The 14,245-nt window shown below is 57.1% G+C and carries 14 protein-coding genes; 9 read left to right on the top strand and 5 right to left on the bottom strand.

The annotated features are described in order from the left end of the window. Positions 1-62 precede the first annotated feature (62 nt). Positions 63-509 carry an SRPBCC family protein gene (locus ACZRMS_RS24435; RefSeq protein WP_463997405.1) on the bottom strand — a complete coding sequence of 149 codons (447 nt, stop codon included), beginning with the start codon at positions 507-509 and terminating at the stop codon, positions 63-65. 393 nt (positions 510-902) lie between these two features. Here ACZRMS_RS24435 and ACZRMS_RS24430 point away from each other — a divergent pair, with 393 nt between their 5' ends. After that, positions 903-2,102: a collagen-like triple helix repeat-containing protein gene (locus tag ACZRMS_RS24430; RefSeq protein ID WP_463997404.1), complete on the top strand. Its 1,200-nt coding sequence runs from the start codon at positions 903-905 to the stop codon at positions 2,100-2,102. 133 nt (positions 2,103-2,235) lie between these two features. On the opposite strand, the gene ACZRMS_RS24425 is transcribed toward ACZRMS_RS24430, so the two are convergent. Continuing rightward, entirely contained in the window at positions 2,236-4,374 is a 2,139-nt protein-coding gene (locus ACZRMS_RS24425) for a TonB-dependent siderophore receptor (protein WP_463997403.1), read from the bottom strand. 209 nt (positions 4,375-4,583) lie between these two features. After that, complete coding sequence (locus ACZRMS_RS24420) at positions 4,584-5,618, bottom strand: D-cysteine desulfhydrase family protein (RefSeq protein WP_463997402.1); 1,035 nt, start codon at positions 5,616-5,618, stop codon at positions 4,584-4,586. Positions 5,619-5,806: 188 nt separating this feature from the next. Between ACZRMS_RS24420 and ACZRMS_RS24415 the strand changes: the two genes are divergently transcribed. Further along, entirely contained in the window at positions 5,807-6,703 is an 897-nt protein-coding gene (locus ACZRMS_RS24415; RefSeq protein WP_463997401.1) for a LysR family transcriptional regulator, read from the top strand. A 123-nt stretch (positions 6,704-6,826) separates the two neighbouring features. Here ACZRMS_RS24415 and ACZRMS_RS24410 read toward each other — a convergent pair whose 3' ends face one another. Beyond that, the gene (locus ACZRMS_RS24410) at positions 6,827-7,318 is read right to left on the bottom strand and encodes a GNAT family N-acetyltransferase (protein ID WP_463997400.1); all 492 of its coding nucleotides are present in this window, start codon (positions 7,316-7,318) and stop codon (positions 6,827-6,829) included. Between the two features lie 4 nt (positions 7,319-7,322). Further along, positions 7,323-7,646, bottom strand: coding sequence for a gamma-glutamylcyclotransferase family protein (locus ACZRMS_RS24405; protein WP_463997399.1), 324 nt, complete (start codon positions 7,644-7,646; stop codon positions 7,323-7,325). A gap of 354 nt (positions 7,647-8,000) precedes the next feature. Between ACZRMS_RS24405 and ACZRMS_RS24400 the strand changes: the two genes are divergently transcribed. The 7 genes from ACZRMS_RS24400 to ACZRMS_RS24370 all read left to right on the top strand — a co-directional run bounded on the left by ACZRMS_RS24400 (position 8,001) and on the right by ACZRMS_RS24370 (position 13,792). Beyond that, positions 8,001-8,144 carry a hypothetical protein gene (locus ACZRMS_RS24400; RefSeq protein WP_463997398.1) on the top strand — a complete coding sequence of 48 codons (144 nt, stop codon included), beginning with the start codon at positions 8,001-8,003 and terminating at the stop codon, positions 8,142-8,144. Positions 8,145-8,591: 447 nt separating this feature from the next. Continuing rightward, positions 8,592-9,323 carry a helix-turn-helix transcriptional regulator gene (locus ACZRMS_RS24395; RefSeq protein ID WP_463997397.1) on the top strand — a complete coding sequence of 244 codons (732 nt, stop codon included), beginning with the start codon at positions 8,592-8,594 and terminating at the stop codon, positions 9,321-9,323. Next, on the top strand, positions 9,323-10,879 hold the full coding sequence (locus ACZRMS_RS24390) for a hypothetical protein (RefSeq protein ID WP_463997396.1): 1,557 nt from the start codon (positions 9,323-9,325) through the stop codon (positions 10,877-10,879). The genes ACZRMS_RS24395 and ACZRMS_RS24390 overlap by 1 nt, the downstream gene beginning before the upstream one ends. A 49-nt stretch (positions 10,880-10,928) precedes the next feature. After that, complete coding sequence (locus ACZRMS_RS24385) at positions 10,929-11,552, top strand: hypothetical protein (RefSeq protein ID WP_463997395.1); 624 nt, start codon at positions 10,929-10,931, stop codon at positions 11,550-11,552. An 11-nt stretch (positions 11,553-11,563) separates the two neighbouring features. Beyond that, positions 11,564-12,592 carry a hypothetical protein gene (locus ACZRMS_RS24380; protein ID WP_463997394.1) on the top strand — a complete coding sequence of 343 codons (1,029 nt, stop codon included), beginning with the start codon at positions 11,564-11,566 and terminating at the stop codon, positions 12,590-12,592. Between the two features lie 85 nt (positions 12,593-12,677). After that, the gene (locus tag ACZRMS_RS24375) at positions 12,678-12,983 is read left to right on the top strand and encodes a YkgJ family cysteine cluster protein (RefSeq protein WP_463997393.1); all 306 of its coding nucleotides are present in this window, start codon (positions 12,678-12,680) and stop codon (positions 12,981-12,983) included. A gap of 89 nt (positions 12,984-13,072) precedes the next feature. Continuing rightward, on the top strand, positions 13,073-13,792 hold the full coding sequence (locus tag ACZRMS_RS24370; RefSeq protein ID WP_463997392.1) for a hypothetical protein: 720 nt from the start codon (positions 13,073-13,075) through the stop codon (positions 13,790-13,792). Positions 13,793-14,245 lie beyond the last annotated feature (453 nt).

Raw genomic sequence — 14,245 nt, 5'->3', positions numbered from 1 at the left:
GATCAGTGGGTCAATTACCCGGGGTGGGAGCCTAATGTTGTGCGGGGAGGGCGTCCACCCTGTCATTGCGCAATGTCGGCCTCGACCAGTTTGGCGAGCAGCACCAGCGATTCCTGCCAGCCAAGATAGCAAGCCTCTGCCGGGATCATCTCGGGTATGCCTTCCTGCACGATACTTAGCTCGACACCACAGAACACCTCGCGCAGAGAGATTGTTGTGTGCATGACGCCTGGCAGGTTCGGGTCATCGAACCTGTCCGTGTAGCGAATGAGTTCATGGGGCACCAGTTCAATATATTCCCCGGCAAACCCGTGGTTCTGGCCCGTACTGAAATTGGTAAACGACATTCTGTAATCGCCACCGGTCCTGGCATCCAGGTGATGGATCTTGCCGGTAAAACCGTTCGGAGGCAGCCATTTGACCAGGGCATCGGCATCCAGGAATGCGCGATAGACGCGCTCCGGCGTGGCTTTGATGACGCGGTGAAGACGGAGGGTGTGGGTGGGCATGATTGCATCTCAACGCAGAGGGTGGCTCGCAGAAAACTCACGGGTTAAGCGTAGAAGACCCACCACACGCTGCACGGTCCGTTGACGAGCGGTGGGTGCCGTGTGCGAGTGCATAAAGGGCGCGGGGTTCATTCAGCTCGATCATTAATTGTGCTTATACCTTAAGTAGGGTTGCGTGCAGCCCGGATTTGAAATGAGGCGTTTTCCGGCACTTGTTACACCTTAAGTATTAGTTTTTGAGCGGCGCAAAGGGTTAGTTGGATAGCGTTAATACCAAGTTGTGAATTGTGAGTTGAAGCCCGCGGCGTTGTTATGTCTGAACGCAAGGAATGTACCTCTGACGTCAGGGCAGAGGCCTTTGAGCTCAGGCGTTACAGGCGCAGGGAACTGATCATGAACACTCAATTGTGGTTGAAAACGAGTACGGCTTTATTGTTGGTAATGACCGTTAGCCTGGCCGGGTGCCATAGCGGCGGCGGTGGACACAAAAGCAGCGTTGCGAGCACTCCACCCGTCGATCCTGTGACCCCGGTTGATCCGGTAGACCCGGTCGATCCAGTTGATCCGGTTGATCCCGGAGCCGGCAAAAAACCTTTGGTGACAGGCGAGGTCATAGGCCAGGTCGGCACGGCCGTGGGCGGTGTGGGTGGTGTGGTCAGCGGTGTTGGGGAAACCCTGACCAAGGTTCCGGTGGTCGGCGCAGCGGGCGGGCTGGTGGTCAATACCGGCAATGCCGTGACCTCCATTACCGATGGTGTGACCCATGGCCTGGGTTCGCTGGGCACTGACAAAAACTCGCTGGGCATCACCGTGGCAGGTGTCACCAATGGGGTCAGTGACGTGGGCAAAGGTGTTTCGTCACTCGGTACGGGGGTCAGCACTCTGCTGGACAAAACGCCGATAAACCAGGTCCCGCTGGTAGGCGGCGTGGTGGGTAAAGTCACCGGCACCGCGGGCGGACTGGTGGATAAGGTCGGTACCACAGTGACCATGCTTGGCAATACTTTGACCACCAACGTGACCAGCGGCGCGTTGGGCAATGTGACCGACGGTGTGAATGACAAGGTGGTCGTACCCGTGATCTCGCTGGTCGAAAACGTGACCGGTAAAGTGGGCACCACCACGGGCCTTGGGGTACCAGTGGACGGGCTGCTGAAAAAGGTCGGCGGCACGGTAGGTGGGCTGGGTGACAAAGTGGCAGGTACCGGGAACAACCCGGTCACCCATCTGGTGGGTGATGTACTTGGCGGGGTGGGTGGCGCAGTCGGTAAAACCGGTGGCTACCTGAATCCGCCTGCAGGTTCCGGCACCGGTACCGGCACGGGCGGTCTGGGCGGTTTGCTGGGCGGCAGCGGTAGCGGCGGCTTGTTGGGGCTGGGCGGTACTGGCACCGGCACCGGTGGCTTGCTGGGCCTTGGCGGCACGGGCGCGGGCACCGGTGGCCTGCTGGCTCCGATTACGGGTGGTTTGGCCAGTGTGGGCGGGACCGGCGGTTCGGCAGGCGGCCAGGGCAACGCCGGCACCTCCACTGGCGGCTTGGGTGGCCTGGGCGGTTTGCTTGGCGGGCTCGGGAACCTGGGCAAGAAAAACTGACCGGCCGTAACCTTCATCCAAAGCAGGCGCCATGCCCAGTCAGCATGGCGCCTGCCTTTCACAGTGCAGGGTCCAAACAAGCTGCGAGCAACGCCGCCCTGCGACGCGGCTCGCAATGAAACGGGAACTGCCCCTAGAAGCTGACTTCGCCCGTCAGTCGAAGTGTGCGTCCTTCCCCCCAGCTCACTCGTCGGGTGTTGCCGCCCGAAGCCACAAAATAGCTGCGGTCGGTCAGGTTGCCGGCATTGAGTTGCAGCGAGGTTTCCCGGCCCAGCAGGTGGCTGGTCTTCCAGGAAGCGAATGCGTCCACCGTGGTATAGGACGGCAACTCGAATGAGTTATTGAGATCCCCTGCGCGCTTGCCCACATAGCGGGCACCGGAGCCCAGGCGCAAGCGGCCGGCAAAGATATCGGCCGGGACTTCGTAGGTGAGGTAGGCCCCGCCCACATGGCGCGCCACGTTAAACAGGCGGTTGCCTTCGGTTTGCTCGGTGTCTTTCTTGATCCGGGCATCGGTGTAGGCGTAGTTGGCGATCATGCTCCATTGCGCGTTCAGGCGGCCGGTCATGCTCCACTCCAGGCCGCGTGACTGCACTTCACCCGCCAGGCGCTGCACCATATTGCCGAAGGCGTCGAGTTCGCCGGTGTTCTGCTGCACGTTCTTTTTCAGAATGTCGTACACCGCCAGCTGGCTGGTCCAGTCACCGTTGTCATACTTGAGCCCCGCCTCGTACTGGCGGCCGGTCTCGGACTTGTACGTGCCTTCAAAGGTGGTGCCGGTGTCCATCTCGTTGGGGGCGAACGACTGGCTGTAGTTGCCATAGAGCGAAAGGTCATCACGTACCTGATACACCAGCCCCAGGAAGGGCAGGAGCTTGGATTCGCCCTCATCGGTGGTTTCCTTGAAGTCCAGGCCTGCACCGGAATCAATCCTGTAGTGCTGGTAGCGCAGCCCGGGCGCCAGAATCCATTTTTCGCCCAGGTGGATATTGTCTTTCACGTACAGCGCCTGGCCTTTGACATGGCTTTTGCCGTTGGTGTTTGACGGGTTGACGGTGCCCACCGGGGGCAGCAGGCCGTACTGCGGGTCGGCCGGGTAAAAGCCGCCGACATTGCGGCTCTGAAGGAAATCGCCGTTGGCTTCGCGACGGGTTTCATAGTCGACGCCCGTGACCAGATCGTGGTCGATGCCGTACCAGGTCTTGTTGCCGATCCAGTCCAGGGACAGGTACGCATTCTCGCGGTTGGCCCCCACATTGCGGCGAAAGCGCCGGGTCAGCTCACCGGTAGCGGGGCGGTACTCGCTGGGGTCGGCCTGGTAGTCGTTGTAATGGTCATACACCCAGCCTGTGGTCAGGCGCACCCGCGAGCCGGGGTCGAGGCGGTATTCGGTGGTGGTGTTGAGCGACTGGCGCTGGCCTTGGGCACGGGTCCACTTTTCGTCCAGGCGCTTGTCGCGGCTGCCCACGTGATGCCCGTTGTAAAACACCGCACCCCGGTCCAGGGTATTGCTGTAGTCGTTGTATTCATAGGCGGCGAGAAATGACAGGTCGTCCGACTCGTATGACAGCGAGGGTGCAATCAGTTTGGATTTGTTCTGGCCAAAGTTGCGCCAGTAATCTTCGTCGCGGTTTTGCCCGATCAGACGGAACGCGAAGCCACTGTCCGCCAGCGGGCCTGTGACGTCGAACCAGCCATTGCCGCCGCCCTGATCACTCAGAGTGCCGCCCAGGGTGCTGCTCCACTGGTACTGCGGCTTTTTGGTGATCACATTGATCACGCCGCCCGGTTCCTGCATCCCGTACAGCAACGACGCGGGCCCTTTGAGCATCTCCACCCGCTCGGTGGTGACACCCTGGAAGCTGCGGCCGATGGGCATGCGCACGCCATCGCGCAGCACGCCACCATCGTCAGAGTTGCCGAAACCGCGCTTGATAAAACTGTCCTGGGTGCCGCCAAAGCTGTTGCTGACTACCACACCCGGCATGAACTTGATCACGTCTTCGAGGGTTTGCGGTGCTTGATCCTTGAGCTGCTGGCGGGTCACCGTATCGACCGTTTGCGACTGCTGGAGAAAGGGCGTTTCAGTTTTGTCAGCGGTGGAGCTATAGCCCGCGCGGTACTCGGTACTGTCACCGGCAAACTGCACTCCCTCGACCTGCACACTCGGCAGTTGCAGGGGGGCAACTTCGCTTGCCAGCACCGTGCAACTGATCACCAGCCCTAGCGGGACAGCGCCTGCCCGTTTTAAACCATGCTTCCTTTGCAACATCCTTAACACTCCACACCTATGACGGCAGATAACTGAATTCGCTGCCGGTGGCCGGACGACGCAAGGGACGGGGTTCTGGCTGCTCCGCTCGCCAATACGTCGTTGAAACGTCTAGCTCGCACGTTTCAGACTGGCCGACAGCGCTGAATCGTATCAGCATCGGGAATGTTTATCATTTGCTTTGTGGGGTGGTGGGCAAGCAGGCAAGGTCAGTGCGTGACGAATGTATCCCTGTAGGCATACAGGCCCGGTGTCCCGCCGGTCATGATGAAAAGCACGCTGTCACCCGGACGGTAGCGTGCTTGTCGAAAGTCGCTCAGCAGCCCGGCAAAGGCCTTGCCCGAGTACACCGGATCGATCAGCAAGCCTTCACAGCGCGCCATCAGGTGCACCGCTTCAAGCATGGCCGGGGTCGGCAGCCCGTAACCGTCGCCCAACTGGCTGCCGTCAATATTGATCGCGGCCGGTTGCAGGCCGACTGAACTGCCCAGCAGGGCCAGCGTTTGCCGGGTCAGTTGCAGGGTTCTGGTGGCGCTGGCATCGCGGTCCGACAGTACTGACCAGGACCTGACCGTTGCCGCGCCGCGCCCCAGCAGTTCGAAGCCGGCGGCAAGCCCGGCATGGGTGCCGGCACTGCCATTGGGGACGATGACTTCGGTGAATTGCAGGTCGAGCTCTTCCTCCTGCCGTACAACCTCCGCCGCACAGCGTGCGTAACCCAGGCTGCCCAATGGGGTGGATCCCCCCGTTGGAATCACCAATACGTTTCTCCCCGCGCTGCGCAGTTCACCAGCCCGGATGCCGGCCTGTGCCATGGCATCCGCCCCTGGGGGCAGCACGTGCAGGCGGGCACCGAACAGATGGTCGAGCAACACATTGCCGTTGAGTTCGTAGTCGGCGTCGGTCTTGGGCACCGAGCGGGTCAGGATCAACTCACAGGCGATGCCGAGGCGGGCGCAAACGGCGGCCGTCAGGCGAGCGTGATTGGACTGGAGGCCACCGACGGTGATGAGGGTATCGACGTTGTCCTGCAGGGCTGCGCCCAGGTGGAACTCCAGCTTGCGCAGCTTGTTGCCGCCGCCGCCGATAAGCATGTGATCATCGCGCTTGAGAAAGAGCTGGACCCCCAGCCGGTCCAGGCCCAGATGCTGCTCAATACGCGCGGCCCGTTGAATCGGGGTGCTGCCCTGCAACAGGTCGGCCCGGCCGAAAGTATTCAGCGCCTTGTCCAGTACGGTGTGCATTTGCTCAGACCTCGTCACTCAGTTTTATTGGCCGCAACTGTAGGGATAAAGTGGCCGACGATAAATGCAGTAAAGGTTCGTACTTGTGGAACCCCGGGTTCGTAATAGGCTACCCGGCTGCCGGGTAAAGAGGCTGGAGCCTGGCTTGTGGTTATTCGTTGATTTTTGCAGGGCCAGAAGGTGTCTTTATGAGCAAGCTCAGGCAAATGGAAGTTTTTGTAGCCGTGGTGGAGGCCGGCAGCTTTGCCGACGCGGCAGTACAGGTGGGCATGTCGGCGGTAATGGTGGGGCGCCATATCCAGAGCCTTGAAAAAACGCTGAACAGCACATTGATACACAGAACCACGCGCCGCCAGTCGGTGACGGGAGAGGGGCGGCTCTTTTATGAAGAGTCCAAGGCCGCACTGGAGCAGGTCAAGTACGCCTTCAGCCGGGTGCAAGCGTCCACCGGCAAGCCGAGCGGGCTGCTGCGCCTGACAGCGCCAATGACCCTTGGGGTGTCGCTGGTGGGGCCGCTGGTGAGCGAGTTCATGCAGCTTTATCCGGACATACAGGTCGAGTTGATCCTGAGCAACGAAGTGGTGGACCTCTACGAAAGCTCTTTTGATCTGGGTTTCAGGATCTCGGAGCTGATTGAGGTCAACCTTGAGTCAAAACCGTTGCCGCCGTACCGGATGGTGATCTGTGCTGCGCCAAAGTATCTGCAACAGTGGCCAGCGCCGCACACGCCGGAAGAACTTTATAAACATCGGATCCTGACCCATACCTCCTGGAACAACCGCTTCGCCTGGCCCCTGGAACAGGGTACTGAAAAAATGCCCTGGCCCGAGCATGCGGTGCTTAAAAGCAATGACGGTCAGGTCCTGCTTCAGGCCGCCATTGCGGGGGGCGGCATTCTGATGCAGCCGGATTTTCTGGTGGCAGCCGCCCTGGCAAAAGGCGAGCTGGTGACCATCATGGATGCCTGGGCTCCGGCATCCAAGCCGGTGCAGATGGTGTATCCACGGTCAAAAAAGGCGCTGCCCAAGCTGAGTGCCTTTGTCGATTTTATCGTCCGCAGGCTCAGTGCGCCCCGGCATGACTGAATGCTGGGCGCTGAACATGAAACGTTGCCCGGTTGCGCATTTGTCCGCCGCCGGGCCGGCTGGAGCAGGGCCCGGGTGTTGTAACCCGTTCAGCAGTCCGGCTGCGAACGCTCGGCAAGGCAATCAAATATCCATGACCATTTCGTGCCAGGACATGCCGCCATGGTCGGACGGCGAGGGCTGAACGTACTGATAGCCCAGCTTTGCATACAGCGCCACATGCTGTTCTTTGCACATCAGGTGGATGGTTTTTTTGCCCAGACGCTGCATCTGCTCGACAAACCTGCGCATCAGCAGCGTTGAAAAGCCCTTGCCCTGGTGTTCAGGCGATACAACGACGGACATGATCACCACATTGGGCGCCAATGGGTCGTGGCCAATCAGCTCTTTGAATTCTTCGTCCGACATGACGACGTTGTGGGCGCAACCGCTATTGATGAAGCCCACTATCTCGTCACCCTGCTCGAGGATGAGGAAACCCTGGGGGTAACGGGCAATCCGGGTGCGGATTTTCTCCAGCGTAGCGGCTTCATCGCCTTCATAGGCGGTGGTCTCTATCTGGTAACAACGCTCGGCATCCTTGAGCGTTGGCTGCCTGAATGTGATCTCGGTCATGGCACTAGCGCAGGGCATAGACAAAAGCATCAATCAGCGAGCCATTGCCCAGCGTTACCTGGGTGAGGACGCGTTGATATTCCCCCCCTTCGAAATCGTCGAGAGCGGGCCAGTGCGCAGGGAAGTTCCCGGAGCAGAACACGTGGCCGGGAATATCATCGCCATCTTCAGCAATCACCAACCCCGCAAAGCCCATTTCAGCTCCCCAACCGGCTTGCACCAGGCGACCTTTTAGCGAGGCGGGCTCCCATGTGCCACCGATGTTGGACATCACATGCTCATTCGGCCCGCCCGGGCCCAGGGTTCCATAAACGAATAGACGCTCCACGTTTGCTCCTTTCATTCAAAAGTGCGGGATCCTGACTTATGGGCAGGGGGGAGGGCAATCAGAAAATAAACGATCAGAGAATGCATGCCCCCGGCGTAGCGCCTTCTGGAGGGGGGCTACTACAGGGGTAATCGTCAGGTGCGAGCAATTCAAGTCATCTTCAAGAGATGCTCTGAAGGGTTGGAAACCACCTGTTTGATCAGCGTTGGATTCCCTGGGATCCCGACAGCAGGAGGGGCTTCTTTCGGGTAGGTTTTTTCAAGGTGATATCAATGTTTTGTAGCGACACAGAATGTCGCATGGCTGGTGGAGGATGCACTTCAACGCCCCAATCAGTGTGCCAGGAGAGTCACCATGAAAGAGTTGGTCTGCTTTGCAATCGGCCTTGTGGTAGGCGCTGTAATGATGAGAAAAAGCCAGGCGATCAAAGAGTTGGAAAAGGAGCTGGACCGGGAAAAATTCCGCAACCGTCCGACATGCAACGTCGGTCAGACATGAGGTGATGGCCAATCAATAATGGCTTTTTAATACTATATGGTGCTAAAAAGCCACCACCGGAATGTCCGCCAGCAACTTGACGCCAGCGGACCATAAGATCAAGGCCGATTCGAGTCCAATACTCCCATGTCAGATCCCAAAGACAGGCTATTCAGGCACCTGGCCCTGTTACGCCTCATCCCGCGAGCACCCAAGAGCATTTCGACGATTGAGCTGCAACAAAAGCTCAAGGCTGAAGAGTTCAATATTGATCGGCGAACCCTGCAACGTGATCTGAGTGGCCGTCTGGCCCTTGACTTCCCCCTGCTGTGTGACGAGAGTCAGCGCCCTTATCAGTGGAGCTTCCCGAAGGACACCCCGAGGTTTGATTTCCCTGCACTGGATACGCCAACAGCGCTGGCTTTTGCTCTTGCTCAAAGCCACCTGAGCAAGTTGCTGCCGCCTAGCGTGCTCAACCTCCTTGCGCCTCATTTCGATCTGGCGCAAAGGCAACTTCAAGGGCTGGAGCACAATAAATTGGCGCGCTGGGTCAATTGCGTGCGTGCGGTACCTAACGGCAAGGCCCTGCAGCCTGCCGAAGTGGAGGCCGGTATCTGGTCTCAGGTGGCCACTGCATTGTTGGAAGCTCGGCAACTGGAGATGGTTTACCTCAGTCGCAGCAAAGGCGAAAACAAGACCTTTCGAATCCATCCCGCAGGCCTGATCTCGCGCCATTCCGTGAGCTACCTGATTGGTACTGTTGAGGGCTATTCAGACTTTCGCCAGTTCGCCCTGCATCGTATTCAGCAAGCAACTTGCCGGGATGCACCAATCCGTGAGCAGTCTGCTTTCGAGATAGACCAGTACGTTAACAGCGGTGGTTTCAACAACGCCGGTCCGGTCGAGCCTGTACATCTGGTTGCTGACATATCGCCCCAAATCGCCTGGCTTTTGAGCGAAACACCGCTTGGTGCGGAACAAACTTTAAAGCCATTGCCTGGCAGCGACTGGCAGCGCTTGAGTGCGCGCGTACCGAACGATCAGGAGACGCTCTGGTGGGTATTTGGCTTGGGAGAGAGCCTGAAGCTGTATGAGCCGCAGCGTTGGGTAGATGAAATCCGGGTGAAGTTAACCAAAACACAAGCGCTGTATTCACAGCCCGAACTGCACTGCGCAAGTGCCTGCGAGGAAGCCTTATGATGCTCGACGACTCCGCAAAACCTGAGGAAAACAACAGGGACGAAATTGCGCGAGATAGTGTCCGCACGGCCGTTTCGCTTTCCACGAGTGAAGTCGTCAGCCGTTTTGGCAGTGCCAATGCCGAATACCTCAAAGGCTACAGTGGCATCGATAATGAAACCGGGCAGAAATTTGCCAAGGGCCTGGCTGGCATTGCCAAGCACAAGGTCAATCCCGACCCCAAGTATGCTCAGCAGAACATCAAGCAGCAGGCGGGCTATAGCGCTGAAGTTGCGGCCACCAGCCGCGACAATGCGCAATCCATTATTGACGGCTCAAAAGTCCGTGTTTCACGCAGCGACGACCTGCCGGAGTATGGCAAGAACCACAACGTGGTGGATCGGGTGCAGCTTGTGGATGGGGAAATTATCCAGGGCACACAAACACAGATGAAATTCGTCGGTGACCGTAACCAGCTGTTCGCCAAAATAGCGAAAGAGGATGGAGAGTTCGCCCGCTATCGTGATGTCACGCTCGAGCTGCCCTCAGAGCAGTTCGTTGGTGCTCAAACCTATTGTCGCGACAAGGCGCAACAGTTGCGCGAACAGGCAGACACGGTTGAAGACCTGGGGAAAGCCGATATCGCCAAAAAGCTGCGCCTTGAAGCAGAACGTTATGAGCAATTGGCAGAAAACCTTGGCGATAGCGGCCTCACCACCGAGGAGGCGATTTTCTACCGCAAACACCCAAAGATGGCCACTGCGATGGACATTGCCCGCACCAGCCATCGTGCCGGGCTGCAGGGGGCCAGATACGGGGCGGTGATTGGTGGCAGCATTTCGCTGTTACAAAACCTGCTGGCGACTGCACAGGGTCAGAAAGACGTGTGTGAAGCGGCTCAGGACTTGGCTGTCGATACGCTGAAGGCAGGGGCGCTTGGCTATGGCACCGCGTTTGTTGGCGCTGCGATCAAAGGCAGTCTGCAACAATCGGGCAACCAGACACTGCGTGCGCTCGCAGGCACCTCAGCCCCTGCGCTAGCGGTCAATATCTGTTTGTCACTGGCCAGCTCGATCACCCGTTATGTCACGGGCGAGATCAGCGAAGCGCAATTGCTGAGCGAGGTGGGTGAGAAGGGCGCCGGCATGCTGTCCAGCAGCATGATGGCTGCTCTTGGCCAGTTGGCTATTCCTGTCCCCTTTGTCGGTGCTGCCATTGGCGCAATGATCGGCTACACGCTGTCATCGCTGTTTTACCAAAGCGCATTGGACGCGGCACGGGGGGCAGAACTTTCCCGCGAACAACTGGCACGCACCCGAGTCATTGAAGCCGCAGCGCGCGACCGAATAGCTCATGAGCAAGCGCAACTGGATGACTTTACCCGCCGTGAAATCCCCCAATTGCAACGAGAAACACTTCACCTGTTCTCGATAGTGAATGCCGCGGATGCCAACAGTGCTGATGTTTTTGCCGCTGCTATCAATCAATACGCCACCTTGTTGGGCAAGCAGTTGCAGTTTCATTCAATAGATGAGTTCAACGACTTCATGAGCAGTGACAGTTCGCTGACGCTCTGATTATTCAGTTTGCCTAGACACTTAAATTGGTAAAAGGACGATAAATTTTATGCTGATCAAACTACTGTCCCCTGCGGACAAACACCATCTGGTTGACCTGGCGAAGCTGATGGCCCTTGCGGACAAACCACTACTTTGGGACGGGCAAACACCAGAGGAGTTCACTGTCAACACTGATCTGAACGCACTGTCCATTCAACAGGGTGATTCAGAACGCGACATGATCATGGAGCTCGAACAGTCTGCTGGCAGTCGCTCGACGGCCTCCGTTTCTGTTTCGTCGTCTGTTTTTTCATCCATGTTCTCATCTTCATCCGCGGCGTCGACGGTCCCGTCGCGTGTTGATGTTGAGTCAAGACTTATTGAAGCGCTGAAAAGCTTTCCATTGATCAAAATCAAGAGACCTGAAGGTCGGGTACACGCGGCAACTGTGGTGTTGAAAGAGTTGCTCAAGGAGCAGAAGTTCGAGCTGCCGGCCACGCCAAAGGTCGTACTGTTCGAATTGCTGCTGATTGCCTTGCGTGATGGGAATATCTCCAATATCGAGTGGGCTCTGCTTAAGGCATTTCAGCAACACCACCAATTGGACGACTTCATTTTCGATGATCTGCTGGAGCGTGCAGAAACGCTCAATCGCGAAGTCAATAAAACCATTTCCATCATTCTCGAGTAAGGAGCAAGACCATGCCTATTCCCTTCATCATTGGTGGTGTTGCCGCCGCGGCCGCTTTGTACGGTGCCACTAAAGGCGTTAGTGGAGCGATGGACCACAGTACTGCCAAAGACGTCAATAATGACGCCACTTCCTTAGTCAATTCAGCCAACCAGAAAGTCGAACAGCAGCGCCAGGCAACTAACACCACGCTGGAAGATTATGGCCAGCGCAAGTTGCGTGCTTTCAACGGCGTAATTGTTGATTTTATTGAAACATTTGAACGTCTGAAAAACGTCGAACTGTCCCAGAGCCCTGAGCTGGACAAGCTGACGGCCGGGGACTTTACCAACAAGGCACTTGCCGGTCTGCGCCAAGACTATCAAGCACTCAAAGACGCCGGTCTGGGTTTGGGGACGGGCGTAGGTGGTGGAGCAGCGCTTGCGTTTGGTGCCTATAACGGCACGATGCTGCTGGCTACTGCCAGTACGGGCACGGCCATCTCATCGTTGAGTGGCGTTGCAGCCACCAACGCCACGCTGGCGTGGCTGGGCGGTGGTTCCTTGGCTGCCGGTGGTTGGGGGATGGCAGGAGGCATGATGGTGCTGGGTGGTATCGTCGCCGGTCCGGCGCTGGCTATTTTCGGCCATGTGCTGGGCAACAAAGGTGAAGAAGCCTTGAATACCGCCCGTAGCAATATGGAACAGGCCGTTACCATCCGAGATCAAGCCGACCTGATGGCAAGCAAGCTCAGAGCTATAGAGCAAGTGACCTCTCTGGCAAACGGCACTTTCTCTACGACCAGTTCACAGTTGCGTCGCAGCGTGGGTGATTTGAGGAGAGTTATTGATAGCCACGGTGTCGATTACCAGGCATTCACGGTTGAAAGCAAGAGCGTCGTTTTCCGCTCAGTCAAGCTGGTTCAACTGCTCAAAGCCATGATCGACACTGCGATTCTGGATAAAGACGGCAATCTGATTTTGGCCACGCAAAAGCGTATCGAAGACGTTGCTGCTGTTGCCAGTGGTCAAAAAGAGACGCTGGATACGCCTGCCGCGTAATAAGACGTTGCCCGCATATAGCGCGGGCAGCTACCCAACGTGGCGCTGTTCAGTACAGTGCAACTTCGAAACACAGAGTCTGACCATGCCCACTTCAGTCTTCCCTTGTAATCAATGTGGTTTGTGCTGCCAGCATGTGCATATGGCTGCTGAAACCCGGTTTCTGAATCGGGGAGACGGCACATGCATGCATTACGATTCCGCTCTCAAGGGGTGCGGTATTTACGATGAGCGCCCGGACATCTGCCGGGTGGACAGGCAATACACGATGAATTACGCCAGCCAGTTCTCCTGGGAAAAATTCGTGGAAGTGAATATGCAAGTGTGTGTCGCTCTGCAAGCGAAAGAAGAACAAGCGGCCCTGCAAAGGATTCAAGCGCTGTCTATCTGAGAACAATTCGCCTGGATTATTGACCAGGCAACTGTTCATTCAAGTAATCAGGTGCGTATGCCTCCAATAGTTTTCCGGAATTTGAAACGTTGAAACAAGTATCCAAGAAGCTGCATCGTTCGACACGCGCCATTCTGGTCCTTGAATGCCCTTGGGAAATGGATGAACACGATGCCAATCGGACCAGTGTTCTACCCTTCGTGGAAGGTATTGCCAAATATGCCGGTGATACTGAGGTGTATCACGCCAATTTTTATGACAAGCGCAGCTTCAATAAAGCGCTGGAGTGTCTGGCTCGTTCGCGTGCAGACAATACGCTGGTCTACATTGCGGCCCACGGTTATCAACGGAAAATTGCGGGAACAGCGGTTGATGAGTTGATTTTCGCGGTGGGTGAGCGCTCACGAGACTGCAATATAACGGGGCTGATGCTTGGCTCCTGTTACGTTGGCCAAGATACAACAACGATGGAGGTCTTTATGGAAGGGACCTTAATTCGCTGGTGTGCCGGTTATGGCTCAAGTTGTGACTGGATGACGGGCACAATGATCGACTGCGCAATCATGGCAGCCATGCTGGAGCTTGATGAGGATGAGCTGGGCGAGCGTGAGTTGATGATCGAGAGACTTGCGTCAGCCTTGAGCCCATTTTCCAAAACCTATGTCATCGGCCAGGACTACAAGAATGGCGACGTGCGGTTGGAAGACTCGATTACGTTTGTCGTGCAGCCCTCGGGGCGTGGGCATCGCGCAAGGACGGTGACGGACGATGTAATGGAGGACTATGAGTTGTTTCAGAACTATGAGTAGTTTGAGTCAATTCACCGATACAGCCTTCTACCGAAAATGAGAAAAGCCCTGCAGATAAACACTGCAGGGCTTTTTGTTCAGGCTGAATTTCTTGTCAATCTCCCGGAGCAGCTCATCAAGATGAGGAGGTGGGTGCAAGGTATGTACCGATAACCGGCCTTGAGCTTTGATCTTCCTGCTGCGTATTGGCATGGGGCGGGTTCAAGTTGTCCCAAACACACTCATCGGCACCGACCTGTTCGGGGTAGATCATGTCGCGACGGAGTTAAACATCTGAACACCTAGCAGCACACCCACCACCGGCACTATCAGTAATGTACTGACCGCCACACGTACCTCACTTACAGCGACAGATGTAGTGGTCAACTAATCCCGGACACTGCGTTAAGTTTTTTCTCGGCCTGAGCCGGTGGCAGCCCACCATTAAATTGGTGCGGTCGAATCCAGTTGTAC

The sequence above is a fragment of the Pseudomonas sp. B424 genome (assembly GCF_055408345.1).
This window is presented reverse-complemented; position numbering and strand designations above follow the sequence as displayed.

Excerpts from the sequence above, each read along its gene's own strand:
- ACZRMS_RS24435 (WP_463997405.1), bottom strand. The coding sequence starts at position 509 with ATGCCCACCCACACCCTCCGTCTTCACCGCGTCATCAAAGCCACGCCG.
- ACZRMS_RS24430 (WP_463997404.1), top strand. The coding sequence starts at position 903 with ATGAACACTCAATTGTGGTTGAAAACGAGTACGGCTTTATTGTTGGTA.
- ACZRMS_RS24425 (WP_463997403.1), bottom strand. The coding sequence starts at position 4,374 with ATGTTGCAAAGGAAGCATGGTTTAAAACGGGCAGGCGCTGTCCCGCTA.
- ACZRMS_RS24420 (WP_463997402.1), bottom strand. The coding sequence starts at position 5,618 with ATGCACACCGTACTGGACAAGGCGCTGAATACTTTCGGCCGGGCCGAC.
- ACZRMS_RS24415 (WP_463997401.1), top strand. The coding sequence starts at position 5,807 with ATGAGCAAGCTCAGGCAAATGGAAGTTTTTGTAGCCGTGGTGGAGGCC.
- ACZRMS_RS24410 (WP_463997400.1), bottom strand. The coding sequence starts at position 7,318 with ATGACCGAGATCACATTCAGGCAGCCAACGCTCAAGGATGCCGAGCGT.
- ACZRMS_RS24400 (WP_463997398.1), top strand. The coding sequence starts at position 8,001 with ATGAAAGAGTTGGTCTGCTTTGCAATCGGCCTTGTGGTAGGCGCTGTA.
- ACZRMS_RS24390 (WP_463997396.1), top strand. The coding sequence starts at position 9,323 with ATGCTCGACGACTCCGCAAAACCTGAGGAAAACAACAGGGACGAAATT.
- ACZRMS_RS24385 (WP_463997395.1), top strand. The coding sequence starts at position 10,929 with ATGCTGATCAAACTACTGTCCCCTGCGGACAAACACCATCTGGTTGAC.
- ACZRMS_RS24380 (WP_463997394.1), top strand. The coding sequence starts at position 11,564 with ATGCCTATTCCCTTCATCATTGGTGGTGTTGCCGCCGCGGCCGCTTTG.
- ACZRMS_RS24375 (WP_463997393.1), top strand. The coding sequence starts at position 12,678 with ATGCCCACTTCAGTCTTCCCTTGTAATCAATGTGGTTTGTGCTGCCAG.